The sequence below is a fragment of the Tsukamurella asaccharolytica genome (assembly GCF_007858435.1).
In the GTDB taxonomy this organism is placed as follows: Bacteria; Actinomycetota; Actinomycetes; order Mycobacteriales; family Mycobacteriaceae; genus Tsukamurella; species Tsukamurella asaccharolytica.
The window spans coordinates 56,857-80,684 of the sequence record NZ_VIGW01000004.1; the positions used below are offsets into that span (position 1 = coordinate 56,857).

General features: G+C 69.8%; 23 protein-coding genes. 15 read left to right on the forward strand and 8 right to left on the reverse strand.

What is annotated here, in order from left to right; translation table 11 throughout:
* The first annotated feature begins 91 nt into the window (after nt 1–91).
* A complete protein-coding gene (locus tag FK529_RS09390) occupies nt 92–1,513 on the forward strand; it encodes an N-acetylmuramoyl-L-alanine amidase family protein (protein WP_146560729.1) in 1,422 nt (473 codons plus the stop codon).
* 84 nt (nt 1,514–1,597) lie between these two features.
* Nucleotides 1,598–2,491 (forward strand): SDR family oxidoreductase, encoded by an 894-nt coding sequence (locus FK529_RS09395; protein WP_146560730.1) that lies wholly within the window; start codon nt 1,598–1,600, stop codon nt 2,489–2,491.
* Here the strand turns inward: FK529_RS09395 and FK529_RS09400 are convergent.
* The gene (locus tag FK529_RS09400) at nt 2,474–3,070 is read right to left on the reverse strand and encodes a TetR/AcrR family transcriptional regulator (RefSeq protein ID WP_146560731.1); all 597 of its coding nucleotides are present in this window, start codon (nt 3,068–3,070) and stop codon (nt 2,474–2,476) included. The genes FK529_RS09395 and FK529_RS09400 overlap by 18 nt on opposite strands.
* 130 nt (nt 3,071–3,200) lie before the next feature.
* On the opposite strand from FK529_RS09400, the gene FK529_RS09405 reads away from it, so the two are divergent.
* From FK529_RS09405 to nrdE, 4 genes are all read left to right on the forward strand, one after another.
* Nucleotides 3,201–3,734 (forward strand): NAD(P)H-dependent oxidoreductase, encoded by a 534-nt coding sequence (locus FK529_RS09405; RefSeq protein ID WP_146560732.1) that lies wholly within the window; start codon nt 3,201–3,203, stop codon nt 3,732–3,734.
* Between the two features lie 385 nt (nt 3,735–4,119).
* Complete coding sequence (gene nrdH / locus FK529_RS09410; RefSeq protein ID WP_146560733.1) at nt 4,120–4,368, forward strand: glutaredoxin-like protein NrdH; 249 nt, start codon at nt 4,120–4,122, stop codon at nt 4,366–4,368.
* Nucleotides 4,369–4,371: 3 nt separating this feature from the next.
* Entirely contained in the window at nt 4,372–4,821 is a 450-nt protein-coding gene (gene nrdI, locus FK529_RS09415) for a class Ib ribonucleoside-diphosphate reductase assembly flavoprotein NrdI (protein WP_146560734.1), read from the forward strand.
* Entirely contained in the window at nt 4,818–6,998 is a 2,181-nt protein-coding gene (gene nrdE, locus FK529_RS09420) for a class 1b ribonucleoside-diphosphate reductase subunit alpha (protein WP_146560735.1), read from the forward strand. The genes nrdI and nrdE overlap by 4 nt, the downstream gene beginning before the upstream one ends.
* A gap of 73 nt (nt 6,999–7,071) precedes the next feature.
* Here the strand turns inward: nrdE and FK529_RS09425 are convergent, their stop codons facing one another.
* Complete coding sequence (locus FK529_RS09425; protein ID WP_146560736.1) at nt 7,072–7,689, reverse strand: LON peptidase substrate-binding domain-containing protein; 618 nt, start codon at nt 7,687–7,689, stop codon at nt 7,072–7,074.
* Between the two features lie 18 nt (nt 7,690–7,707).
* Here FK529_RS09425 and FK529_RS20710 point away from each other — a divergent pair, with 18 nt between their 5' ends.
* From FK529_RS20710 to FK529_RS09445, 4 genes are all read left to right on the forward strand, one after another.
* A complete protein-coding gene (locus tag FK529_RS20710) occupies nt 7,708–7,839 on the forward strand; it encodes an RNA methyltransferase (RefSeq protein ID WP_269432088.1) in 132 nt (43 codons plus the stop codon).
* Nucleotides 7,840–7,856: 17 nt separating this feature from the next.
* Entirely contained in the window at nt 7,857–8,597 is a 741-nt protein-coding gene (locus FK529_RS09435; protein ID WP_146560737.1) for a maleylpyruvate isomerase family mycothiol-dependent enzyme, read from the forward strand.
* 110 nt (nt 8,598–8,707) lie between these two features.
* Nucleotides 8,708–9,712 carry a class 1b ribonucleoside-diphosphate reductase subunit beta gene (gene nrdF / locus FK529_RS09440; RefSeq protein WP_146560738.1) on the forward strand — a complete coding sequence of 335 codons (1,005 nt, stop codon included), beginning with the start codon at nt 8,708–8,710 and terminating at the stop codon, nt 9,710–9,712.
* Nucleotides 9,713–9,777: 65 nt separating this feature from the next.
* Entirely contained in the window at nt 9,778–10,392 is a 615-nt protein-coding gene (locus FK529_RS09445; protein ID WP_146560739.1) for a hypothetical protein, read from the forward strand.
* A 50-nt stretch (nt 10,393–10,442) separates the two neighbouring features.
* Here FK529_RS09445 and FK529_RS09450 read toward each other — a convergent pair whose 3' ends face one another.
* The 5 genes from FK529_RS09450 to FK529_RS09470 all read right to left on the reverse strand — a co-directional run bounded on the left by FK529_RS09450 (nt 10,443) and on the right by FK529_RS09470 (nt 15,839).
* Nucleotides 10,443–10,937 (reverse strand): beta-class carbonic anhydrase, encoded by a 495-nt coding sequence (locus tag FK529_RS09450; protein WP_146560740.1) that lies wholly within the window; start codon nt 10,935–10,937, stop codon nt 10,443–10,445.
* 54 nt (nt 10,938–10,991) lie between these two features.
* Nucleotides 10,992–11,939 (reverse strand): non-homologous end-joining DNA ligase, encoded by a 948-nt coding sequence (gene ligD, locus FK529_RS09455; protein WP_146560741.1) that lies wholly within the window; start codon nt 11,937–11,939, stop codon nt 10,992–10,994.
* A 28-nt stretch (nt 11,940–11,967) separates the two neighbouring features.
* Nucleotides 11,968–13,527, reverse strand: coding sequence for an FAD-dependent oxidoreductase (locus FK529_RS09460; protein ID WP_146560742.1), 1,560 nt, complete (start codon nt 13,525–13,527; stop codon nt 11,968–11,970).
* A 94-nt stretch (nt 13,528–13,621) separates the two neighbouring features.
* Nucleotides 13,622–14,626, reverse strand: coding sequence for an AurF N-oxygenase family protein (locus FK529_RS09465; protein ID WP_166436405.1), 1,005 nt, complete (start codon nt 14,624–14,626; stop codon nt 13,622–13,624).
* A gap of 268 nt (nt 14,627–14,894) precedes the next feature.
* The gene (locus FK529_RS09470) at nt 14,895–15,839 is read right to left on the reverse strand and encodes a TroA family protein (RefSeq protein ID WP_146560744.1); all 945 of its coding nucleotides are present in this window, start codon (nt 15,837–15,839) and stop codon (nt 14,895–14,897) included.
* A gap of 246 nt (nt 15,840–16,085) precedes the next feature.
* On the opposite strand from FK529_RS09470, the gene ctaD reads away from it, so the two are divergent.
* Nucleotides 16,086–17,822 carry an aa3-type cytochrome oxidase subunit I gene (ctaD, locus tag FK529_RS09475; protein WP_231703020.1) on the forward strand — a complete coding sequence of 579 codons (1,737 nt, stop codon included), beginning with the start codon at nt 16,086–16,088 and terminating at the stop codon, nt 17,820–17,822.
* Nucleotides 17,823–17,908: 86 nt separating this feature from the next.
* On the forward strand, nt 17,909–19,138 hold the full coding sequence (gene serB / locus FK529_RS09480; protein ID WP_146560745.1) for a phosphoserine phosphatase SerB: 1,230 nt from the start codon (nt 17,909–17,911) through the stop codon (nt 19,136–19,138).
* Between the two features lie 22 nt (nt 19,139–19,160).
* On the opposite strand, the gene glgX is transcribed toward serB, so the two are convergent.
* On the reverse strand, nt 19,161–21,305 hold the full coding sequence (gene glgX, locus FK529_RS09485; RefSeq protein WP_146560746.1) for a glycogen debranching protein GlgX: 2,145 nt from the start codon (nt 21,303–21,305) through the stop codon (nt 19,161–19,163).
* Nucleotides 21,306–21,345: 40 nt separating this feature from the next.
* Between glgX and FK529_RS09490 the strand changes: the two genes are divergently transcribed.
* The 3 genes from FK529_RS09490 to FK529_RS09500 all read left to right on the forward strand — a co-directional run bounded on the left by FK529_RS09490 (nt 21,346) and on the right by FK529_RS09500 (nt 23,726).
* A complete protein-coding gene (locus FK529_RS09490; RefSeq protein WP_146560747.1) occupies nt 21,346–22,218 on the forward strand; it encodes an ABC transporter ATP-binding protein in 873 nt (290 codons plus the stop codon).
* Nucleotides 22,215–22,853 (forward strand): NUDIX hydrolase, encoded by a 639-nt coding sequence (locus FK529_RS20270; protein WP_146560748.1) that lies wholly within the window; start codon nt 22,215–22,217, stop codon nt 22,851–22,853. Before FK529_RS09490 ends, FK529_RS20270 begins: the two co-directional genes overlap by 4 nt.
* An 84-nt stretch (nt 22,854–22,937) precedes the next feature.
* A complete protein-coding gene (locus tag FK529_RS09500) occupies nt 22,938–23,726 on the forward strand; it encodes an enoyl-CoA hydratase/isomerase family protein (protein ID WP_146560749.1) in 789 nt (262 codons plus the stop codon).
* Nucleotides 23,727–23,828 lie beyond the last annotated feature (102 nt).

The window sequence follows — 23,828 nt, forward strand, 5'->3', positions numbered from 1 at the left end:
GGTTGACTGTTTCTCGTGTGACTGAAGTGACGAAAGTTGCACAAGAGACTTGGAAGGAGAGCGGCGCCACTTCCCCGGCGCCCAGCTGCCCATGAAGAAGACCCGTGTCCTCGCCGGCTCGCTCGCAGCGGCGGCCGTCGCGCTGTTCAGCGCGCCCGGCCTCGCGTTCGCCGATCCCGCCCCCGCCGCCCCGGCCCAGCCGCTGTCCGGCAAGACCGTGTTCCTCGACGCCGGCTCCTCCGTCGCGTCGGCCGTCGAGCAGGCTCGCAAGGTGGCCGATGGTCGCGGCGGCCAGGTGCCCTGCGTCAACCCCGTGGCGATCGCCTCCAACGGCACCGCCGATCACTCCGTGAACTTCGCCGTGGCCAAGATGGTCGAGGCGGCGCTCAAGACCCAGGGCGCGAAGGTCATCCTGTCCCGCGCCGACGACGCCGGCTTCGGCGGTTGCGTCGATCAGCGCGCCGCTGCCGCCAACAAGTCCGGCGCCGACCTCGCGGTCAGCATCAACAGCGCGATCCAGGACGCGGCGCAGCGTGGCTTCCTGCTCGAGACGGCCGCCCCGGGCGCGACCGACTCCAAGGTGACGGCGCAGCAGGCGGTCAGCGACCCCGCGACCACCGTGATCCGCGACGCGACCCGCGCCGGCGGCTTCGTGCCGGCCCAGTACCTCGGTGGCCAGGACGGCATCGCGAAGACCGCCAACGCCCTGGCGTCGTTGGTGAACATCCCGCTCGTCTACGCGAACCTCGGCAACCTGGCGAACGCCGAGGATGCGGCGCTGCTCACCTCCCGCGAGGGGCAGACCCAGTACGCCTCCGTGCTGACCAACGGGGTCATCCAGCAGCTGACCGGCAAGGTCACGCCCGGCGGCGTCGTCGAGCAGCCCGTCGTGGCGCAGCCCGTCGCTCCGCAGGTCGATCCCGCGGTGCCGGTGACCCCCGCCGCCCCCGCTCCCGCTGCGACGGCTCCGGCCGCCACTGCCCCTGCCGCCACTGCCCCTGCCGCGACGGCTCCTGCCGCGACGGCTCCGGCCGCCACCGCCCCGGTGGCGCCGGCGCAGACCCCGATCGTCCCGGCCGTGCCGGGCGCCCCCGCTGCGGCCGCGCCCGTCACCCCGACCACCGGCACGGGTACCTCCCCGATCGTCCCGGGCGTGCCCCTGCTGCAGGGCGGTGCGACCGCGCCCGCCGCCACGGCGCCGCAGGCCGTCGCTCCCGCGGCGACCGCGCCGCAGGGCACCTCGGTGAACATCCCGGGCCTGGGGCAGCTGGCGCTGCCGCAGCTCCCGACGATCACCATTCCCGGCCAGGCCCAGCCGCTCGGCGTGAACTCACTGTTCGAGATGGGGCCCAAGGCGGCGGAGTTCCTCTCCAGCTCGCAGGGGTCGCAGCTCGTCAACGCGCTGATCTCCAGCCCGCAGGCCTTCAACTCCCTGCAGTCCGCGCAGGGTCCTGCCGCCGCGCAGGAGATCCTCAAGGCGATCCTCAGCGCCGGCGCGCTGCTGCCGAAGTAGGGATCACTCCGCACCGACTTCCGTCGGGGACGTCACGCCCCGGCGGAAAGCGGTAGCGCGGCCCGATCTGGCAAGCTGGTAGATATGGCACTTCGCGATATCGTCCGGCTCGTCCACATGGCCCCGCCGATCAAGGACCTGAAGGGGAAGAAGGTCCTCGTCACCGGCGCCGCCAGCGGGATCGGCCGCGCTACCGCGAATCTCCTCGCGGCGCACGACGCAGAGCTGGTGTTGACCGACATCAACGCCGAACAGCTCGACGCCGTCACTCGCCACGTCACGGCCCTGGGCGCGAAAGTTCTCGCGTCCAGGGCCTTCGACGTGTCCGACTACGACGCGGTGCGGGCCTTCGCCGACGAGGTGCACGCGGCCGTGGGGCCGCTCGACGTGGTGATGAACGTCGCGGGCATCGCCGTGTGGGGCACCGTCGAGAACCTCACCCACGAGCAGTGGCGCAAGACCGTCGACGTCAATCTCATGGGGCCGATCCACGTGATCGAGACCTTCCTCCCGCCGATGATCGCGGCGGGCCGCGGCGGCCAGCTGGTGAACGTCTCGTCCACCGCCGGCCTGATCGCGCTGCCGTGGCACGCCGCCTACTCGGCCGCGAAGTTCGGCCTCGTCGGCGTCTCGGAGGTGCTCCGCTACGACTTGCGTCGGCACGGCATCGGGGTGTCGGTGGTCGTGCCGGGGGCCGTGGAGACCGGCCTGGTGAAGACCGTCGAGATCAACGGGGTGGATCGGTCGAATCCCAAGGTGAACAAGGGGATCGACGGCTTCCCGAAGGTCACTGCGGAGAAGGCCGCGCAGGCGATCATCGACGGGGTGCTGCACAACAGGTTCATCGTGTACACCTCGTTCGACACGCGCTTCGGCTACTTCTGGAAGAGGAAGTTCGCGCTGCCCTACGAGATCGCGATGCGCGTGGCCAACGACCGGTTCGCGTACCTGGCGAAGATCTCAGAGCGCGGTCACTAGGCGGACGTGCTCCGTCCACACCGCCTCGAGCTCGCCCTGCGAGACGCCGGAGGCGAGCTGGTGGAGCACCCACGCGGGGCTGAGCGTCGCCATCAGCGCGGCCGCCCACACGTCTGCCTGCGCCGCGCGACCCGCCTCGACCAGCATCGCGCGCACGGTCATCGTCGACACCCGCCAGGGCGGGGCGTCGTACGGGTCACGGGCCGCCTGCTCCGCACCCCGGAGCAGATCGCCGTGGCGCTCGATGAGCTGCATCCGGGCCTTTCCGTACTCGGTGAGCCGATGCACGGGGTCGCCGCCCGGGCCGAGCGGAGGCGGGCCGAACATGAAGCGGTGCTGCAGCTCGGTCTCGTCGTGATCGAGGAGGGCCTGCAGCAGGCCGGCACGCGAGCCGAAGCGGCGGAAGACAGTGCCCTTGCCCACGCCCGCCGCCTGGGCCACCGCGTCCATGCTCACCGCGTCGACGCCGTGCTCGGCGAACAGCCGCTGCGCCGCGTCGATCAGCAGCTCGCGGTTGCGGGCCGCGTCACGGCGCGGCTCGCTCTGCGACTGCGCGAGGGGCAGGAGTGGTCCGGTCATCGGATGGAGCCTACCGTGCGGGTTTTCGGCTCACCATGATCCCGGGGAAGAAATACGGACCGAAGTCCGTTACCGTCGACGAACGCGGTCCGGTGGGGCCGCGCACAGAACGTCAGGAGAACTGAGGACTATGTCGGACATCACCGTGCTCGCCGTCGTCGGATCGCTGCGCAGCAGCTCGCTCAATCGTGAACTGGCCGAGGTCGCCGTCGCGAACGCGCCCGACGGGGTGCGGGTCGAGATCGCCGAGGGTATCGCGGACGTGCCCTTCTACAACGAGGACATCGACGGCGATGCCGCGCCGGCGACCGCCGCGGCGCTCCGCGACCGGATCGCCGCCGCGGACGCCCTGCTGCTGCTCGCGCCGCCGAACAACGGCACCGTGAGCGCCGTGCTCAAGAACGTCATCGACTGGGGCTCGCGGCCCTACGGGGCGAGCGCGCTGTCGGGCAAGCGGGTCGCCCTCGCGGGGGTGGGGCACCGCCTGGACACCACCCTGGCCGACGTCGAGCGCGCCGTCACCATCGCCGGCGGCGAGGTGCCCGAGGGGCTCGTCGAGGAGTTCCCCATCTCCGGCCTGGACGGCAAGTCGGTGCGGGAGCACGAGGTCGTCGCGCAGCGCGCGGGTGATCTCCTCGAGCGGCTCGTAGCGCCGGTCCGGTAAGGCGGCCCGACCCGCCCGCACGGGCGTCGCGGGCGGGTGTCCGACGGTGCCGGGCGTGTCGGTTCGGCGTGTCGCCGATCCTCGGCGTGTCCTGGGGATTCACGATGAAAAACGCCCGGACGGACGTCTTGCGAGCTGGTAATTCCACGAATGTGGTTCGCAAGTGGTTGTGTCGCTTCCTCGGGGCCACCACTAGGTGTAGTGTTCAGTCCACTGCGAGAGCGGGCGGGCCGAGAGGTCGCCCGGGAGGTATGAGGGCGTCGCTGAGGGGTCCGCTGTCCGGCCGAGTTCACGCAGGTAAACGTGGCGAGAAAACTTGTCAGTCCGCAGGTCGATAATCGGGTTCCGAGCAGTTTCGGGACCGTTCAGCGAAGGGGAGCCGTCCATGAGCCAGGTCGCGATCACCGTCTACACCAAGCCCGCGTGCGTGCAGTGCAACGCAACGTACAAGGCGCTCGACAAGGCCGGCCTCGAGTACCGCGTGGTGGACATCACCGAGGATTCCGATGCGCGCGACTACGTCATGGCGCTCGGCTACCTGCAGGCTCCCGTCGTCGTCGCCGGTGATGCGCACTGGTCGGGCTTCCGCCCGGACCGGGTCAAGGCGCTCGCCGCCGTCGCCGCCACGGCGTAGCGAATGGTCTCGCCGCTCGTCGTCTACTTCTCGTCGGTGTCGGAGAACACGCACCGATTCGTCGAGAAGCTCGGGATGCGCGCCCTGCGCATCCCGGTGGCGCGAGTCGCGGAACCGTTCTCGGTCGACGAGCCCTTCGTACTGATCACGCCCACCTACGGCGGGGGAAAGCAGGCCACCGCCGTCTCCGGCGGGGGATACGTCCCCAAGCAGGTGATCCGGTTCCTCAACGACCAGCACAACCGCTCCCTGCTCCGCGGCGTCGTCGCGGCGGGGAACACGAACTTCGGCGAAGAGTTCTGCTACGCGGGGAACATCATCTCCCGCAAATGCCGGGTCCCGTACCTGTACCGCTTCGAGCTGATGGGCACCACTGAGGACGTCGAGCGCGTCCGCACCGGTCTCGTCGACTTCTTCACCCGCAACGATCTCAAGGAAAGCGCGCGCTCATGACCGCAATTCAGGAAGACCTCGTCCCGTCCGCGAGCCAGTCGGGTGTCCATGCGGGCCCCGGTCACGGTGAGCTCGACTTCCACGCGCTGAACGCGATGCTGAACCTGTACGACAAGGACGGCCGCATCCAGTTCGACAAGGACCGGGAGGCGGCGCGGCAGTACTTCCTGCAGCACGTCAACCAGAACACGGTCTTCTTCCACGACCTGGACGAGAAGCTGGACTACCTCGTCGAGGAGAACTACTACGAGCCCGAGGTGCTGGACAAGTACAGCCGCGAGTTCGTCAGGGGCCTGTTCGACGCCGCCTACGCCAAGAAGTTCCGGTTCCCCACCTTCCTGGGCGCGTTCAAGTACTACACCAGCTACACGCTGAAGACCTTCGACGGCAAGCGCTACCTGGAGCGCTTCGAGGACCGCGTCTGCATGGTCGCGCTGACCCTCGCCGACGGCGACGAGAAGCTCGCCGTCAACCTGGTGGACGAGATCATCGCCGGCCGGTTCCAGCCCGCGACCCCCACCTTCCTCAACTCGGGCAAGAAGCAGCGCGGCGAGCCCGTCTCCTGCTTCCTGCTCCGCATCGAGGACAACATGGAGTCGATCGGCCGCTCGATCAACTCGGCACTGCAGCTGTCCAAGCGCGGTGGCGGCGTCGCGCTGCTGCTGTCGAACATCCGCGAGCACGGCGCGCCGATCAAGAAGATCGAGAATCAGAGCTCGGGCGTCATCCCGATCATGAAGCTGCTCGAGGACTCGTTCAGCTACGCCAACCAGTTGGGCGCGCGGCAGGGGGCGGGCGCCGTGTACCTGCACGCGCACCACCCGGACATCTACCGCTTCCTCGACACCAAGCGCGAGAACGCGGACGAGAAGATCCGCATCAAGACCCTCTCGCTGGGCGTCGTGATCCCGGACATCACGTTCGAGCTCGCCAAGAACAACGACGACATGTACCTGTTCTCCCCGTACGACGTGGAGCGGGTGTACGGCGTGCCCTTCGCGGACGTCAACGTCTCGGAGAAGTACCACGAGATGGTCGACGACTCGCGGATCCGCAAGACCAAGATCAACGCCCGCGAGTTCTTCCAGACCCTCGCCGAGCTGCAGTTCGAGTCCGGCTACCCGTACATCATGTACGAGGACACGGTGAACCGGGCGAACCCGATCGCGGGCAAGATCACGCACTCCAACCTGTGCAGCGAGATCCTGCAGGTCTCCACCCCGTCGACCTACAACGACGACCTGTCGTACGCCGAGGTCGGCAAGGACATCTCCTGCAACCTGGGCTCGCTGAACATCGCGAAGACGATGGACAGCCCTGACTTCGGCGCCACCATCGAGACCGCGATCCGCGGCCTCACCGCCGTCTCGGACCAGACCGACATCAGCTCCGTGCCGTCGATCGAGTACGGGAACAAGCTCTCCCACGCCATCGGCCTGGGCCAGATGAACCTGCACGGCTACCTGGCCCGCGAGCGGGTGTTCTACGGCTCCGACGAGGGCGTCGACTTCACGAACATCTACTTCTACACCGTGCTGTTCCATGCGATCCGCGCGTCGAACCGCATCGCGCGGGAGCGCGGCCAGTCCTTCGGCGGCTTCGAGAACAGCAAGTACGCCTCGGGCGAGTTCTTCGACAAGTACACCGAGCAGGAGTGGAAGCCGGCCACCGACAAGGTCGCGCAGCTCTTCGCCGACGCCGAGATCCACGTGCCCACCCAGCACGATTGGCGCGAGCTCAAAGCCGACGTGCAGGCGCACGGCCTGTACAACCAGAACCTGCAGGCGGTGCCGCCCACCGGGTCGATCAGCTACATCAACCACTCCACGAGCTCGATCCACCCCGTCGCGGCGAAGATCGAGATCCGCAAGGAGGGCAAGATCGGCCGCGTGTACTACCCGGCGCCGTACATGGACAACGACAACCTGGAGTACTACCAGGACGCGTACGAGATCGGCTACGAGAAGATCATCGACACCTACGCCGCCGCCACGCAGCACGTGGATCAGGGCCTGTCGCTGACGCTGTTCTTCAAGGACACCGCCACCACGCGCGACGTGAACCGCGCGCAGATCTACGCCTGGCGCAAGGGAATCAAGACCCTCTACTACATCCGCCTGCGCCAGATGGCGTTGCAGGGTACTGAGGTGGAGAATTGCGTTTCATGCATGCTGTAGCTCCACCGCACCAACGGGGCGCCGTGCGGGACGTCCTGTAGGACGGTGTGGGTCGTCGTGGTGCGCGGGAGTTCTACTGCAGGCGGAACCGCAGGGTCGCGACCACGTCGTCCAGCGCCTCGGTGAGCACCCGTACCCGATCCGCCGGGCCCGGCGCGGCGAGAGCACGCTGCCGGTCGGCGTCGGCCAGCGGCAGCGCGCGGGCGAGGTAGTAGCTGCGCTCCACCGGGTTCTCCGGGAGCGTCAGCTTCGGCCACGCGCGCGGCTTCCCGCCCTCACTGCGGGCGAGTCGCGCTGCCAGCCTCTCGATCTCGCCGCGCTTGCTCAGCAGGGGGACCAGGTCGACGGCGGGCTGCACCTCGTCCGGCCACAGATCCGCCTCGGCGCGGGGGTAGGGATCGTCGGGCAGCCACCGCGTGACTCGGACTCGGTCCGTGCCCCCACAGATCAGGGTGAACCCGCCGCCCGGGCGGCGCACGTACCGGTCGATGAGCGCCACGGTCCCGACGTCCGTGCGCACGTCTCCGCCGCCCACCTCGCTCCCGCGCTCGATGAGGACCACGCCGAACCGGCCGTCGGTCGCCAGGCACTGCTCCACCATCTGCCGGTACCGCGGCTCGAAGACGCGCAGCGGCAGCTCCTCACCGGGGAGGAGCACGGCCCCGAGCGGGAACATCGGCAGTTCGGTCACCGCTACAGCATGCACCGTGTGCGGGCCAGCGACACCCTGCACCTGCTCGACGAGGCCTTCGACGAGATCCCGATGATCGAACGGGGCGCGAGTCTCAACGTCGCGGTTGCCGGTTCGCTCGTGCTGTATCGTCTCGCGGGCCTGGCCTGAGTTCGTAGGGTCGGGGTATGACCGCACAGCTCTGGCTCGATTCCATCGCCGCCGATGGCGCCCGCATCGCTGCCATCGACCCCGCCCACCTCGCGCTCCCCGTCCCCAGCTGCCCGGGGTGGACGGTGCGCGACGGCATCGTCCACACCGGCGGCGCGCACCGCTGGGCCATCGCCTTCCTGCAGGCCGGGCCGGATTCGAAGGAGCGCTTCGTCCCCGACGTCTCCGACGCGCCCGACGGCGACGCGGTCGTCCGGTGGTACGCCGACGTCAACGCCGCTCTGCTCGAGGAGCTCCGCAAGCACGATCCCGACGCGCCCGCGCGCGCCTTCATCGGCCGCACCACCGCCGCGTTCTGGATGCGCCGGATGGCGCAGGAGGTGTCCATCCATCGCTGGGATCTGCAGAACGCCCTGCCCGACGGGGCCGAGCCCCTCCCGGCGTGGACCGCCGCCGACGGCATCACCGAGCTGACCCGGATGCAGATCCCGCTCATCCTCGGCAAGAAGGGCCTGCCCGCCGAGCTCGCCGGGAAGGTCATCGCGATCGAGGCCACCGACACCGGCGACCGCTGGACGCTACGGCTGCGCGCCGACGGCATCGACGTCCTCGACGAGCCGGTCCCCGCGGACGTGACGCTCCGTGGCACCGCGTCGGACCTGGACCTGGTGCTGTGGCGCCGAGCCGAGCCCGGCACCGTCGACCTGACCGGCGAGCGTGAAGTGCTCGACGGCCTGCTCGACGTCGTGGTCATCTGACGACACGCCGAACTGGCGCGATGTACTAGGTGTTGCGGTTCCCGGACTTGTCGGCCCCAACGGGTAGTGTCATGAGCGTTGAAATACAGGTCCGCGAAAACCGAGGTGTCATGTCTGAAATCGCCGCTCACAGCCCCGCCGACGGAGCGCCGCTCAAGCTGGTCAGCCGGGTCTCGGCGATCAACTGGAACCGGGTGCCGGACGAGAAGGACGCCGAGGTCTGGGACCGGCTGACGGGCAACTTCTGGCTGCCCGAGAAGGTGCCGGTGAGCAACGACATCCCGTCGTGGGGCACGCTCAGCGAGCACGAGAAGCAGCTCACCATGCGGGTCTTCACAGGCCTGACGCTGCTCGACACCATCCAGGGCACCGTCGGCGCCGTTTCGCTGATCCCCGACGCGATCACCCCGCACGAGGAGGCGGTGTACACCAACATCGCGTTCATGGAGTCGGTGCACGCGAAGAGCTACAGCTCCATCTTCTCCACCTTGTGCAGCACGCGCGAGATCGACGACGCCTTCCGCTGGTCGGAGGAGAACGAGCACCTGCAGGCCAAGGCGAACATCGTCATGGGCTACTACAGCGGCGACGACCCGCTCAAGCGCAAGGTCGCCTCGACCCTGCTCGAGTCCTTCCTGTTCTACAGCGGCTTCTACCTGCCGATGTACTGGTCCTCGCGGGCCAAGCTCACGAACACCGCCGATATGATCCGCCTCATCATCCGCGACGAGGCCGTGCACGGCTACTACATCGGCTACAAGTACCAGCGCGGCCTGGAGACGCAGAGCCCGGAGCGCCGCGAGGAGCTCAAGGACTACACCTTCGATCTGCTCATGGAGCTGTACTCCAACGAGGAGGACTACACCGAGTCGCTGTACGACGAGGTCGGCCTCACCGAGGACGTCAAGAAGTTCCTGCGCTACAACGCCAACAAGGCCCTGATGAACCTGGGCTACGAGGCGCTGTTCCCCAAGGACGCCACCGACGTGAACCCCGCGATCCTCTCCGCCCTGTCGCCCAACGCCGACGAGAACCACGACTTCTTCTCGGGTTCCGGGTCGTCGTACGTGATCGGCAAGGCCGTCAACACCGAGGACGAGGACTGGGACTTCTGACCCCCGACGGCGTCGGCGAGACCCGTCCGCGAGCGAGGCCGTGGTGGCTCGCCGGGGCGGGTCTTGTGCTTCTCGCGTTCGTCTTGCTACCGCGGGCGGTGTACGGCACCGACGTCGCGGCGCGGGCCGATCGGGAGTTCCCGCCGTGGCTGCTGGGCGGGCGAACGGAGCTCACCCCGGGGCTGCGGTCGCTCGTCGACGACTGGGCCGGATTCCATCTGATCAAAGCCGTGTGCGCCGGCCTTCTCGTGGCGCTGGCACTGTACGCCGGACACCGCGCGCTCGCGCTGGTGCCCGCCGTGCTGCTCATCGCGAACCTCCAAGGCGCCGTGGCGCCGCTGTCGTCCGCGTTCTCGCTGCTCGACCCGGCGCGGTTGCGGGGCGGCGAGCCGGGGCGCGCGCTCGCACTGCTGCGCACCGAGCTGCGCGGCACACCGTCCGGGCCGGTCCAGGCGTTGGTCGACGACTTCGCCCGCTACCACCTGGCCGTCGTGGTGATGGCGGGCGTGCTCACGATCGTGCTGGTGGTCTTCGCCGTCCGTGCCTGGCGGCAGGGCCGTCGACGGTGGGCGGCGGCGACGCTCGTGGCGGCCGTCGTCGCCGGGGTGCTCGCCTATGCGAACGTCACCACGACGCTGGATCCCGTCCGCGGTCTGCTCGACTTCATCGGCGCTTCCTAGCGGTTTCGGCGGCGACATCCTGGGGTTTCGTTCGCCGGAACTGCAGGGAACTACTCCGGCGCTACCTCGCGCAGCCGGCCGGTGGCCACGTCGAAGACGAAGCCACGCAACGACGTGGTCGCCGGGATGAACGGGCTCGACGCCACGCGCTTGAGCGACTGGCGCACGTCGGCGTCCAGATCGGCGAAGGCCTCGGCCGCCCAGGCCGGCTTGATGCCGGTCTCGGCGAGGATGTCGGCCTTGAAGCCGTCGTCGGTGAACGTGAGCATGCCGCAGTCGGTGTGGTGGATCAGGATGATCTCGGTCGTACCGAGCAGCCGCTGGCTGATCGCCAGCGAGCGGATCTGGTCCTCGGTGATCACGCCGCCGGCGTTACGGATGACGTGCGCCTCGCCCTCCTGGAGGCCGAGGACGCGATAGACGTCGAGGCGCGCGTCCATACAGGCGACGACCGCGACGTGTTTCGAGGGCGGAAGGGGCAGGGGGCCGGAGAAGTCCGCCGCGTAGGCGGCGTTGTTCGCGAGCAGCTCATCGGTGACGGTCATGGGTCCATGGTCGATCCCGCATGCGAGTGTGCCCAGCATTGCGCTCCCACTGCGTCAATCGGCGAGGGGGAGACCGTCGCGGTCGGCCCACGCGACCAGGGTGTCCAGGGTGAAGGCCTCGTCGTCGATCTCCGCGTGCAGGTCGCCGAGGTCGGCGAAGCGCGCGGGCAGGGTGCGGAGGGTGAAATCGTCGGGGTGGACGTCCGGCACCTCGTCCCACGTGATCGGCGCCGACGCGGTGGCTATCGGCGTGCCGCGCAGCGAGTACGCGCACGCGATGGTGTGGTCGCGGGCGTTCTGGTTGTAGTCCAGGAAGACCGCAGACGGGTCGCGGTCCTTGCGCCACCAGACGGTCGTCACGTCCGACGGTGCCCGGCGCTCCACCTCCCGGGCGAAGGCGAGGGCGCACCGTCGGACCTCCGAGAACGTCCAGCGGGGCTCGATCCGCACGTAGACGTGCAGGCCCGAGCCGCCCGAGGTCTTGGGGAAGCCGCGGATGCCCAGCTCGTCCAACACCTCGTGCACCACGCCGGCCACCCGCTGCACGCGCTCCCACGAGCAGTCCGGCATCGGATCGAGGTCGATGCGCCACTCGTCGGGGTGTTCCAGGTCGCCGGCGCGGCAGTTCCAGGGGTGGAACTCGACCGTCGACATCTGCGCCGCCCAGATCACCGAGCCCAGCTCGGTCACCACGACCTCATCGGCGGTGCGCCCGAACCGCGGGAAGAAGATCTCCACCGTCTCGAGCCAGTCCGGCGCGCCCGCGGGGATCCGCTTCTGGTGCACCTTCGCCCCGTCGACCCCCTTCGGGTAGCGGTGCAGCATCGTCGGGCGGTCGCGCAGCGCCCGGACGATGCCCGGGCCCACCGCCTCGTAGTACCGGACGACGTCGAGCTTCGTCGCGCCGATCTCCGGGAAGTAGACGCGCTCCGGACTGGAGACGCGCACGACCCGGTCGCCGACGGTCAGCTCAACCGGTTCGCCGTTCGCGGAGGAGGCCACGGCGCTGAGATTACGCGGCCGGGAGGGGCTACGCGCCGAAGATGCGGCCCAGCGAGCGCTTGCGCTTACCCGACGGGCGACCCTTGACGACGCCGGCGACGACGTCCTCGGCGAACTTCTCCACCGTCTCCTGCGAGTCGGTCTTGTTCGTGCCGATGAAGCCGCTGGGGCCGCGCTTGATCCAGCCCGTGACGTACACGCCGGGGAGCGGCGCACCGTCGTCCCCGAGGACCCGGCCGGCCTCGTTCGGCAGCACCGCGCGCCGGTCGTCGAAGGGCAGGCCCGGTACCGGGACGCCCCGGTAACCGACGGAGGTGAACACCATGCCGACGGGCAGGTCGATCGCCTCGCCGGTCACCGTGTGCTTCGCGTGCAGGACGAGGCCGTCGTCGGTGGCCTCGATCGATTCGGGCGTGGTGAGGAAGCGCAGGCGGATGCGTCGCGGCGCGTCCGAGTGGGTCTCCAGCGACTCGAGGAGCTGCAGCTTGTGGCTGACCAGCTCGGAATCGCTGCCCGCGACGAGGGTCTCGGCGACGTCGGGGTCCGGGTGCACGATGACGGTGCGCTCGTCGGCGAGGCCGAGGGCCTCAGGCAGGGTGAAGGCGGCGTGCTCGGGGCCGCGGCGGGCCACGATCACGACCTCCTCGACCTTCGACTCGCGCAGCGCGGCGAGTGCGGCGGGGGAGATGGTGGTGCCCTCGAGCTCCTCCGGCTCGGCCGTGAGGATGCGGGCGGCGTCGAGTGCGACGTTGCCGTTGCCGATGACGACGATACGGTCGTGCGTGAGGTCGACCGCGTCGCCCTTGTGCTCGGGGTGGCCGTTGTACCAGGCCACGAAGTCGGTGGCGCTGCGGACGTTGGGCAGGTCCTCGCCGGTGATGCCCAGCTTCTTGTCGGTGCTCGCGCCGACGGCGACGACGATCGCGTCGTGGCGCTTGCGCAGTTCCTCGAAGCTGATGGTCTGTCGATTCGGCCCGCTTGCTGCGCTCCCGGCGCCGGACCCGATCTCGGTGTTCAGGTGGATGCGGAAGTTCCGGTCCGCGGCCACCTTGTCGAACAGGCCCGAGACCTTGCGGGTGCTGGTGTGATCGGGGGCGACGCCGAAGCGGGCCAGGCCGTAGGGCGTGGACAGCTTCTCGTAGACGTCGACGGTGACGCCCGGGAAGCGGAGCAGCTCGTCGGCCGCGTACATCGCGGCGGGGCCGCTGCCGATCACGCCGACGCTGATGACCGTGTCGGCCGGGATCGGGAGGACCTTCGGCGGCACCGTGTGCGCCATCGGCGGACGGCTGCGCTCCTGCGGGTTCGGGCCGCCGAGGGAGGAGTTGGCCGGGTCGGCGGCCGCGAGGGCACGGTTGAGCTCGATGTAGACCTTGTGCTCGTCGGGCAGACGGTGCGCCGGGCCGATGGCGTCGACGGGGCAGGCCGTCACGCAGGCACCGCAGTCGACGCAGGTGGTGGGGTCCACGTACAGCATCTCGGCCGTCGCGAAGCCCGGCTCGTCAGGCGTCGGGTGGATGCAGTTCACCGGGCACGCGAAGGTGCACGAGGCATCGCTGCAGCAGGACTGGGTGATGACGTGGGGCATTGAGGAAGCTCCTCCGGGGTGTTCGCATCCGGGCCGGGATACGGGTCCGGCTCGGCGGGTGACCGCCGAGCCGGATAATCGGGGTGGTTCGAGACTACTGCGCGGTGTAGGACGGCTCGCTGCGGAACCGCGAGGTGCGGCCGTGGATGCCCAGCGCGCGCCACAGCAGGCGGGAGACCGGGTTCATCAGATTCGTGCGCTCCGCGAGCAGGCGGACGTCGCCGAAGATCTCCTGGCGCATGGCCTTCGATTCGGGCGAGCGCCAGAAGATGTCCTTCTTGACCGAGCGCGGGATGTCAAAGGTGTCCCAGAACTGCTTCGGCGGGACCATGATCGCACCGAGCAGGATTCGCATCACCAGCGGCATCGCCAGCGACAGCAGGAAGCGCGGGATCGGGCCGCGGGTCGGCACCTTGTGCTCGAGCAGCTGATGCGCGAAGGAGATGTGGCGGGCCTCCTCGGCAACGTGGATCTGCATCACCGCGGTCATCGCGGGGTGCTGCGTATCGGCCGAGCGCAGGAACTGCTTCTGCAGGTGGTCGATCGGCTCCTCGCCGGCCAGCACGCCCATGTAGAAGATGTTCGGGAGGGTGGTGGCCGCCAGCGGGATGATCGGCGACAGGCGGCGGAACCACCACGCGCCGCCGGGCACGTCCATGCCCACGCGGTTGACGAACTCCTGGAACATCAGCGTGTGCTGGCACTCCTCCTTCGCCTCGTGGGTGGCGTAGCGGAACTCGGGGGAGTTGTTCGGCTGCACCGCGGTGTACTGCATGATGCCGCGGATCAGGATCGACTCGAACTGCAGGCCGACCTTGGCCACGTTGGCCTGGCGCCACATGCCGATCTCGATCTGCTTGGCCAGCGGCTGCTCCTGGTACCAGGGGTGGCGGCCGATCGGGTCGAACCGGGGGTTGCACACCCAGCGCGGGTCGTCGGGCACGATCGCCAGCTCGGGGGAGTCCCAGTCGATGTCGACGTAGGGATCGAAGTTCCGGCGCACCGAGGCCTCGGAGAGGTCGTTCAGCGTCTGCTCGTACTCGGCCTGGCCGGGGAACGCGCGGCCGCGCATGCGGGCCATGTGGGTCACTCGGGGCATGTTCAGCAGGGCCATGATGGATCCTTTCCTGGCACCTCGACCGGCTAGCACCTGGTCTTTCCGTGGCGCTGTGGGAAATCCCACAGGCGTCTGTGCAGGTAGAAGCCGTGTATGAGATTGAATCCCCCTCAGGCTATCACTTGAAACAAGCATGAATGAAGGGTCTCCGGCCGGCAATCCGTGAACAGGTGTACACCAGAGCTTCGGGCCAGCGGTTTTACCCGGCCGATGTGAGGGGCGTCACGAGGGAACGTTCGCGTTCCCGAGGCTAGGAGGACGCCCTGAGCGTGTTGCCGACGTCGTGCAGCACGATGCCGGCCGCGACGGGCCCGCCCGTGGAGAACCAGGCCGAGTCCTCGACCAGCAACTGTCGCTTGGCGACCACCGCGCGGAGCTCCTTCCAGGGCTTCGAGGTCATCACGGCCGTGCCGTGCTCGCGCCCCTTGTCGCCCTCGTAGCCCACGTAGATCAGGTCGGCCTCGGCGGCGGAGACGTCATCGCCCGGCATCTCGATGGCCTCGGCTGTGCGCTGCGGCTCGGGGCGTACCACCTTCAGGTCCGCCAGGACCTGCGCCGCGAGCGGCGCCGTGCCCAGGGCGAGGTTCTTGCCGTCCGCGGTGAACCGGACCAGGGAGACGGTGGTGTGCACCGCGTCGATCCGCACGGACTTCTCCGCCGCGTCGCGCTGGTACCGCTCGAGTACGGCGCGCGCCTCGGCGGGCATCCGGACCGCGTCGGCCAGAGCCAGGAAGCTGCGCCGCCAGTCCACCGACGGTGCCGGGACGGTCACCGTCCGCCCGGCGCGCCGGTTCGCCTCGGGAGAGCGGTCCGTGCCGACCGCGACGTCGGCCTGCACGCCGTCGGTGAGCTTCGGGACCTTTCCCAGGGTGGCCCCGAGGTAGGACGGGACGTCGCCGCCGACCGCCCGTACCCGGTTCTGCAGCCCGAGGGCGCAGAGGCCGTCGAGCAGGGCGGGGTCGGCGACCGCGATCGTGGCGGGAGCCGCGGTGCCGGCGACAGGGGCTGCGCACGCCTCGTCGGGCTTGCGGTCGAGGCCGATGATGTTGGCCGACGCGAGGCGCGTCGTGGTGGTCGAGATCGAGGCGAAGGGCTGCTGGATCGGCTCCGAACCGCCGCACGCGGTGAGCACCGAGCCGGCGACGACGGCGAGCGCGATCCCGGCGCCCGCCCTGGTTGTTCCGACCCTGTTCACGGCAGCTGTCCTCACCTGTAGTTCCGACCGTGCGCCACGGTAGCAGCAGGGGCCCTGCCGACCGGGTCCGCGACGCGAGTACGACGCAGAGTAGGACCGCGAGGACAAGCCCGGGGGCGAGGGGCTACGCTTACCCCACATGGGTGGCGTCCGCCGTGAGCGAACGCTGCCCGCATGACCTGATTGAAGTGGCCGTACGCCGGTACCGACAGCCGAGGTATCGAGAGGCCCGGGGCAGGAGGATTTGTGACCGCGCAAGCGCATCGTCCGGCAGTCGAGGTGACCGCCGCACGTCCGTATCCGCAGCGGACCGGGCCCAAGGGCTCGTTCATCTACAAACTGGTCACGACGACCGATCACAAGACGCTGGGCATCATGTACATCGTCACGTGCTTCGCGTTCTTCCTCATAGGTGGCCTGATGGCGCTCCTGATGCGTGCCGAGCTGGCCAACCCGGGCCTGCAGTTCCTCTCCACCGAGCAGTTCAACCAGCTGTTCACCATGCACGGCACGGTGATGCTGCTGCTGTACGCGACGCCGATCGTCATCGGCTTCGCCAACTTCGTGCTGCCGCTGCAGATCGGCGCGCCCGACGTCGCCTTCCCCCGCCTGAACGCCTTCGGCTACTGGCTGTTCGTCTTCGGCGCCCTCATGGTGATCGCCGGCTTCATCACGCCCGGCGGCGCGGCCGACTTCGGCTGGACCGCGTACACCCCGCTGACCGACGCCCTGCACTCGCCCGGCCCCGGCGCCGACCTCTGGATCATGGGTCTTGCGGTCGGTGGTCTCGGCACCATCCTCGGCGCTGTCAACATGGTCACCACCGTGGTCTGCATGCGCGCCCCCGGCATGACGATGTTCCGCATGCCGATCTTCACCTGGAACATCCTGGTGACCTCGCTGCTGATCCTGCTCGCCTTCCCGCTGCTCACCGCCGCGCTCATGGGCCTCGAGGTCGACCGCCAGTTCGGCGCCCACATCTACGACCCCGCCAACGGCGGCGTCATCCTGTGGCAGCACCTGTTCTGGTTCTTCGGCCACCCCGAGGTCTACATCATCGCGCTGCCCTTCTTCGGCATCGTCTCGGAGATCTTCCCCGTGTTCAGCCGCAAGCCGATCTTCGGCTACAGCGGCCTGGTCCTGGCCACCCTGGCCATCGCGGCCCTGTCGGTCGCGGTGTGGGCGCACCACATGTACGCCACCGGCGCGGTGCTGCTCCCCTTCTTCAGCTTCATGACCTTCCTCATCGCGGTGCCAACGGGTGTGAAGTTCTTCAACTGGATCCTCACCATGTGGAGAGGGCACATAACGTTCGAGTCGCCGATGCTGTTCTCGATCGGCTTCATCGTGACCTTCCTCTTCGGTGGCCTCACCGGTGTGCTCCTCGCGTCGCCGCCGCTTGACTTCGCGGTGTCCGACACGTACTTCGTCGTCGCGCACTTCCACTACGTGCTCTTCGGCACCATCGTCTTCGCGACGTACGCCGGCATCTACTTCTGGTTCCCGAAGATGACGGGCCGCATGCTCGACGAGGGCCTGGGCCGCTGGCACTTCTGGCTCACCTTCATCGGCTTCCACATGACCTTCCTCGTGCAGCACTGGGTCGGCGCCGAGGGCATGCCGCGTCGCTACGCCGACTACCTCGACACCGACGGCTTCACGACGCTGAACCAGATCTCGACGGTCGGTGCGTTCATCCTGGGCGCCTCGACGCTGCCCTTCGTGTGGAACGTCTTCAAGAGCTACCGGTACGGCGAGGTCGTCACGGTCGACGACCCGTGGGGCTTCGGCAACAGCCTCGAGTGGGCCACCAGCTGCCCGCCCCCGCGCCACAACTTCACCGAGTTGCCGCGCATCCGCTCCGAGCGCCCCGCGTTCGAGCTGCACTACCCGCACATGATCGAGCGCATGCGCACCGAGGCCCACTCGGGCCCCAGCCTGGGCGATAAGCACTCGCAGGAGCGCGGCGACGCCAAGGTGTGATCTCGCCTCCCGACCCGATCTGAACGGCGTCTCCCGTACGGGAGGCGCCGTTCGGCGTTCGCCCGGGCGCCGACTACGATTTCCCCGTGCGCGAAGCGACTTCGGATCCCACGATCCTCATCACCGTGACCGGCGGCGACAAACCGGGCGTGAGCTCGGTCCTGTTCGGAGTGCTGGCTCGCAACGAGGTCAGAGTCCTCGACGTGGAGCAGACCGTCATCCGTGGCCGCCTCACGCTCGGCGTGCTCGCCGCGGTCCACGGCGACCCCGAGCACGTGCAGGAGCTCGTCGAGCAGGCCATGGCGACCGTCGGGATGGACGTCGCCGTGGAGATCACGGCCGAGCAGCCGCCCCGTCCGGCCGTGCCCACGCATGCCGTGGTCCTGCTGGGCGCGCCGGTCAGCGCCCGCGCGCTCTCCGCGCTCGCGACGGCCCTCGCCGGCCGCGCCGTCAACATCGAGTCGATCGCCGGCGTCGCCGATTACCCCGTCACCGCCCTCGAGCTCATGGTGACGGTGCCCGACGGTGCCGACGAGGGTGCCTTCCGGGCTGAGCTCGCCGCCGTCGCCAAGGAGCAGGGCGTGGACATCGCCACCTCCCGCGCCGGCATCGCGCGGCGCTCCAAGCGGCTCATCTGCTTCGATGTCGACTCCACCCTGGTGCAGGGCGAGGTCATCGAGATGCTCGCCGCCCGCGCGGGCAAGGAGGCGGAGGTTGCGGCCGTCACCGAGGCGGCGATGCGCGGCGAGCTCGACTTCGAGCAGTCGCTGCACGCCCGCGTGCGGAACCTCGCCGGCCTGCCCGCGTCCGTCATCGACGACGTGGCTGCCGGCCTGCAGCTGACCCCGGGCGCGCGCACCACGATCCGCACGCTCAAGCGGCTCGGCTACCGCTGCGGCGTGGTCTCCGGCGGCTTCACGGCCGTGATCGAGCCGCTCGCGCGGGACCTGGAGCTGGACTTCGTGCGCGCCAACACCCTCGAGGTGGTCGACGGCGTGCTCACCGGCCGGGTGGTCGGCGAGGTCGTGGACCGGCCGGGCAAGGCGCGCGCGCTGCAGGAGTTCGCCGACACCTTCGGCGTGCCGGTCGAGGAGACCGTCGCGGTGGGCGACGGCGCCAACGACATCGACATGCTCTCCGCGGCCGGGCTGGGGGTGGCGTTCAACGCCAAGCCCGCACTGCGCGAGATCGCCGACGCGGCGCTCTCGTACCCCTACCTTGACGCGGTGCTGTTCGTGCTCGGCGTGACCCGCGACGAGATCGAGGCCGCCGACGCCGTCGACGGCAGCGTGCGCCGCGTGCCGATCGACAGCTGAGCCGATCGCGGGCCGGGCGGCGTCAGGCCTCCTGGAAGGCCAGCACCGTCGGCCCTGAGACCGTGACCTCCGCGCGCGACGGGTAGACGGTGCGGCCCGCGGGTTCACCCGTCGGCAGTGTGGTGTCGACGATGAGCTCCCAGTCGTGCGTGCACGACTCGGGCCCGCCCAGCACGATGGTCGCGTCGCCGCCGGCGTGCCAGACGATGAGCGCGTCCTTCTCCGCGACGGCCACGTCGTGGCCGGGCGCGCGGACGTCCGAGCCGTCGACCCACGCCTGCAGCGTGCGCACCGCGGGCGACTGCCAGTCCTCGCCGGGCATCTCGGTGCCGTCGGCGCCGAACCAGGCGAGGTCGGGCTCACCGTTCGGGGTCGCCCGGCCTTCGAAGAACTCGTGCTGCCGCAGCACCGGTGCCGCGCGGCGCACCGACGCCACTCGGGCCACGAAGGCCGAGAGGTCGGTGTCGGCGGCGTCCCAGTCCACGGCGAAGGCGTCGGCGGCGGGCGTGCCCTCGGGCACGCAGTACGCGTTGTTGTTGCCGTACTGGGTGTGGCCGAGCTCGTCGCCGCCGAGGAGCATCGGCGTGCCGGTCGACAGGAGCAGCGTGGCCAGGAGCGCCCGCACGTGCGCCCCGCGGGTCGCGAGGATCGCAGGGTCGGTGGTGCCCCCCTCGAAGCCGTGGTTCACGGAGTGGTTGTTGTCGGTGCCGTCGCGGTTGTTCTCGCCGTTGGCCTCATTGTGTTTGCGCTCGTAGCTCACCAGATCGCGCGCGGTGAAACCGTCGTGGGCGGTGATGAAGTTGATCGACGAGAAGGGGGTGCGGCCCTGCGCGCCGAACAGGTCCTGGCTGCCGGACACGCGCGACGCGAGCTCCCCGACGGTCGCGCCGCCGGCGAAGAAGGCACGGACGGTGTCGCGGTAACGGTCGTTCCACTCGGCCCACACCGGCGGGAACCCGCCCACCCGGTAGCCCTCGCCCGTGGCGTCCCACGGTTCGGCGATGAGCTTGCGCGTCGACAGGATCGGGTCGGCGGCGATGGCCGTGAGCAGAGGTGCGCGGTGGTCGAACGGGATCACCGGGCCCTGCGGCCCTGTCGCGGTGCGACCGCGACCGAGGACGCTCGCGAGGTCGAACCGGAACCCGTCGACGCCGAGCTCGCCGGCGAAGTAGCGCAGGCTGTCGAGCACCATCCGCACGGCCGCTGGCGAGGCGCAGTCGACGGTGTTGCCGCACCCCGTGTAGTCGAGGTCGTCGCCGTTCTCGAGCAGGTAGTAGCCGGGAGCGTCGAGCCCGCGCCAGGACAGCGATGGCCCGGCGACGGATTCCTCCGCGGTGTGGTTGTAGACCACGTCCATGAGCACCTCGAGGCCGGCGGAGTGCATCGCCGAGACCAGGTGCGCGAACTCCTCGACCTCCTGGCCGGGGCGCGCCGCGTACCGCGGGTCCGGCGCGAAGTAGGCGCCCGTCGAGTAGCCCCAGTGGTTGCGCATCCCACGGTCGCGGACGCCGGGCTCCGTGAGGCAGGCCTGCACGGGCAGCAGCTCCACGGCGGTCACCCCGATCCGCCGCAGGTGCTCGATCACGGCGGGCTGCGCCAGCCCGAGGTACGTGCCGCGCAGGTCCTCGGGGACGTCCGGGTGCCGCGCGGTGTACGAGCCGACGTGGACTTCGCAGATCACCGTCCGGTCCCACGGGACGCCCGGGCCGGGTTCGGGCGCGGGGGGCGCCCCGGTGACGACGCACAGCGGGATGTCGGGCAGCGAGTCCGTCTCCGACGGTCCGCCGTCCTCCTCGTAGGGCAGGAGGGCGACGCCGTCGCCGAGCGCGCCGTCGAGCCTGCGCGCGTACGGGTCGATGAGCGCCTTGCGGTCGTTGAAACGCAGCCCGTTCCCGGGCTCCCAGGGGCCCGCGGCGCGCAGACAGTACCGGGTGCCGTCGCCGATCCCGGCGACGAAGCCGTGGTGCACGCCGGCCGTCTGCGCGGGCAGCCGCAGGCGCTGCTCGTGGCGTGCCCCGTCGTCGTCGGTCTCGATCAGGCACACCCAGACGTCGGTGGCGCGCGGGGCGTGCACGGCGAAGTTCACGCCGCCGGGGCGCGGGTCGGCGCCGAGGGGGTGCGCGGTGCCAGGGGTGGGGGAGCGGTGGTCTGTGGACACGGGGACCATCCTGCCAACCGCGGCCGCTCCCGTGCGGCAGGATGGGCATGTGTCCGACCCCGTCGCCGCCCCCAGCGCCCCCGCCTCCGAATCCGCCGCCGAACCCGACCAGGACCTGGTGATCGATTTCCGCGGGGTCAGCCTGCGCCGCGACGGCCGAACCCTGGTGGGCCCCATCGATTGGCGGGTCGAGCTGGACGAGCGGTGGATCGTCATCGGCCCCAACGGCGCGGGCAAGACCTCGCTGATGCGGCTCGCCTCCGCGCAGGACTTCCCCAGTAGTGGTTCTGCGCACATCCTGGGCGAGGTGTTGGGCAAGACCGTCGTGCAGGACCTCAGTGCGCGGATCGGCGTGTGCTCCGCCGCGCTCGCGTCGCGGGTGCCGGACGACGAGTTGGTGACCGACCTCGTGGTCTCCGCCGGCTACGCGGTGCTGGGGCGCTGGCGCGAGCGCTACGACGAAGTGGACATCGGCCGCGCCGTCGACGTGCTCGAGTCGATGGGCGCCGAGCATCTGGCGAACCGTCGCTTCGGGACCCTCTCCGAGGGCGAGCGCAAGCGCGTGCTGATCGCCCGTGCCCTCATGACCGACCCCGAGTTGATGCTGCTCGACGAGCCCGCAGCGGGCCTCGATCTCGGCGGCCGCGAGGAGCTGGTCGCCAGGCTCGACACCCTCGCGCACGACCCCGATGCGCCCGCGACCGTACTGGTGACCCACCACGTCGAGGAGGTTCCGCCGGGCTTCACCCACGCACTGCTGCTCAAGGAGGGGGGCGTCGTGGCGCAGGGGCTCGTCGGCGACGTGCTCACCGCCGAGCTGCTCTCGGAGACCTTCAGCCAGCGCATCCTGCTCGACGAGGCGGACGGCCGGTACTTCGCCCGGCGGGCCTCGCGCCCGGGGCGCCGGAGGCTGCAGGCATGAGCGGGGAGGAGGCACCCCGCGCGGCGGGCGCCGACCACCGGCGGGACCTGCCCGACGTCCCCATCCGGCCCGCGGCGACCGTCGTCCTGCTCCGGACGGCCCCGTCGGGCCTGGAGGTCTTCGTCCAGCTCCGCGCGAGCGGGATGGAGTTCGCGCCCGATGTGACGGTCTTCCCGGGCGGTGGCATCGAGCCGTCGGACGGCGATGACCTGCGCGTGACCGCGGCGCGGGAGACGCACGAGGAGTGCGGAGTGCGGTTGCATCCGGACGACCTGGTGCCGCTGTCGCGCTGGGTGACCCCGCCCGGGCGGCCGCGCCGCTACGACACGATGTTCTACCTGGCCGCGCTGCCCGCAGGCCAGCACGCGGCGTGCGTGACCACCGAGGCCGTGTCGGCGGGCTGGCACGCGCCGCAGGCGGTGATCGACGCCTGGCTCGCGGGCTCCACCAAGCTCATGGCGCCCACCTACTCCCAGCTGCACCAGCTGCTGCCCTTCGACACCGTCGAGGACGTACTGGGGTGGGCCGCCGAGGCCGCGGACCTCACGCCCGTCGCCCTCGTCGACGGTATGACGCGGGACGACCGACGGTTCCCGGGGTGGTCCGAGTACGCCGCGGGGTCGACGATCTACTGACGGCCGGAGCCCTCCGACGTGGGCCGCGAGGCGGATTCACGTGGACGTCCAACTGAATCTTCCGTACCCGGTAACCTCTGGGGCATGACTGAATTCGTGACCCTCGAGACCTCCGACGAGCACCCGGGCATCGGCACGATCCGCCTGAACCGGCCGCCGATGAACGCGATCAACTCGCAGGTCCAGGACGAGCTCATCGCCCTCGCCGCCGAGGTGAACAAGCGCGACGACATCAAGGCCGTGATCGTCTACGGCGGTCCGAAGGTCTTCGCGGCCGGCGCCGACATCAAGGAGATGCAGGCGATGGGCTACACGGACATGAGCGAGGCCATTCAGCTCCTGCAGGGCGGCCTCTCGGCCATCGCGTCGATCACCAAGCCCACCGTCGCGGCCGTCACCGGCTACGCGCTCGGCGGCGGCCTCGAGGTGGCCCTCGGCGCCGACCGCCGCATCGTCGGCGACAACGCCAAGGTGGGCGTTCCCGAGATCCTGCTCGGCGTGATCCCCGGTGGCGGCGGCACGCAGCGGCTCGCGCGCCTGGTGGGCCCGTCCAAGGCCAAGGACCTGGTCTTCACGGGCCGCTTCGTCGGCGCCGAGGAGGCCCTGCAGATCGGTCTCGTCGACGAGGTCGTCGCCCCCGACGAGGTCTACAACGCCGCGCTGGCCTGGGCGAAGCAGTTCTCGGGCGCCGCCTCGCAGGCGCTGCGCGCGGCCAAGCAGGCCATCGATCAGGGCCTCGACACCGACCTGTCCACCGGTCTCGCCATCGAGCGGCACCTGTTCGCCGGCCTCTTCGCCACCGAGGACCGCGCGATCGGCATGACCTCGTTCATCGAGAACGGTCCGGGCAAGGCGAAGTTCACCGGCAGGTAGCCGCGGACCGCCCGGCGGACCGTTTCGGGGCGCAAGAACGCGTTCCCATCACGCGGGTTGGCGGTGATCTGACCGGGCGGTAACCTGACGGAACAATCTTTC